This is a genomic window from Streptomyces sp. NPDC051907, from assembly GCF_040681075.1.
Classification (GTDB): Bacteria; Actinomycetota; Actinomycetes; order Streptomycetales; family Streptomycetaceae; genus Streptomyces.
On record NZ_JBFAYB010000242.1, the window covers coordinates 1 to 1416 of the forward strand.

Genomic DNA, 1416 nt, shown 5'->3' on the forward strand with positions numbered 1-1416 from the left:
TTTTAGCCAAATCGGAGGGACTTACGGTGGAACCTTTGTAGACCAAGCCACCTATGAAACGCAAGTAGCTTCAGCAATTGCTCAAGGTAAACGAGCGCACACTTATATTTGGTATCAAGTCGGAGGTTCACAAGAAGTAACAAAAGCAGCACTTGACCGCTATTTACCAAAAATTCAAACGCCAAAGAATTCTATTGTAGCTTTGGACTATGAAGGTGGAGCAAGTGGAAATAAACAGGCCAATACTGATGCGATTCTTTATGGAATGCGACGTGTAAAAGCGGCTGGATATACTCCAATGTATTATTCTGACAAGCCTTACACTTTGGCCAATGTTAATTATAAGCAAATCATCAAAGAGTTCCCTAACTCACTTTGGATTGCAGCTTATCCAAATTATGAAGTAACACCAGTTCCAAACTATAGCTTCTTCCCAAGTATGGACGGAATTTCAGTATTCCAGTTCACATCAACTTATGTTGCTGGCGGACTTGATGGAAATGTTGATTTAACAGGAATCACAGATAATGGATACGGAAAACAGCAAGGCCAAGTAGTTAAACCCGATACTGCTATACCGGCCATTGAAAATGGTAAAGAAGCCAATGAAGTTAAAGGAAACGATGTAGAAGTTGGAATGACGGTTAAAGTAAACTTTGGCGCTAAGAATTATGCCACAGGAGAAACAATTCCTCAATGGGTAAAAGGTCAACCACATAAAATCATCCAGAAGAATGGAGATACTGTCTTGCTTGATGGTATTATGAGCTGGTTATCCGTTCATGATGTGGAAACTATTGATGCTTCTACAAGCCAGCCAACGACACCCGCAAAAACTCATATTGTTCAGTCAGGCGATACTTTGAGCGGTATTGCTTCAAACTGGGGTACAAACTGGCAAGAATTAGCACGTCAGAACAGTTTATCTAATCCGAATATGATTTACATTGGTCAGGTTATTAGCTTCACAGGCGGTCAATCTGGGGCTACAGCACGAACTTACACTGTACAATCTGGTGATAATCTTTCATCAATTGCGAGCCGTTTAGGAACAACAGTTCAAAGTTTAGTTTCAATGAATGGCATCTCAAATCCTAATTTGATTTATGCTGGTCAAACTTTAAATTATTAAAAATTAACCCCGCTTCGGCGGGTGTTTTTTTGTTTAAAATAGTACTATATTTTACATAAAAATTTCTCAAATATTACTTTTTAATAATCGATAAAGTTTGTTTGAAAATGTGTGATATACTAATTAGTTTGCATTTTTCTTTGACATAGCATCTAAAATACTATATGATATAATAAAGACATTGTTTAAGAGTTTTTTCGTGTTGGAAAAAGAAGAAAATTATGCCAAAGCTATAAAGAATTGGATAGTTGTGATTTCTTCCATTACGTTTATAGTGAACTTAT

The 1416-nt window shown here is 36.9% G+C and carries 1 protein-coding gene; it reads left to right on the forward strand.

Annotated elements, in window-relative coordinates; translation table 11 throughout:
* Nucleotides 1-1132 (forward strand): LysM peptidoglycan-binding domain-containing protein (locus AB0M39_RS42080; protein WP_365374504.1); only part of this gene is annotated, 1132 nt, incomplete at its 5' end.
* Nucleotides 1133-1416 lie beyond the last annotated feature (284 nt).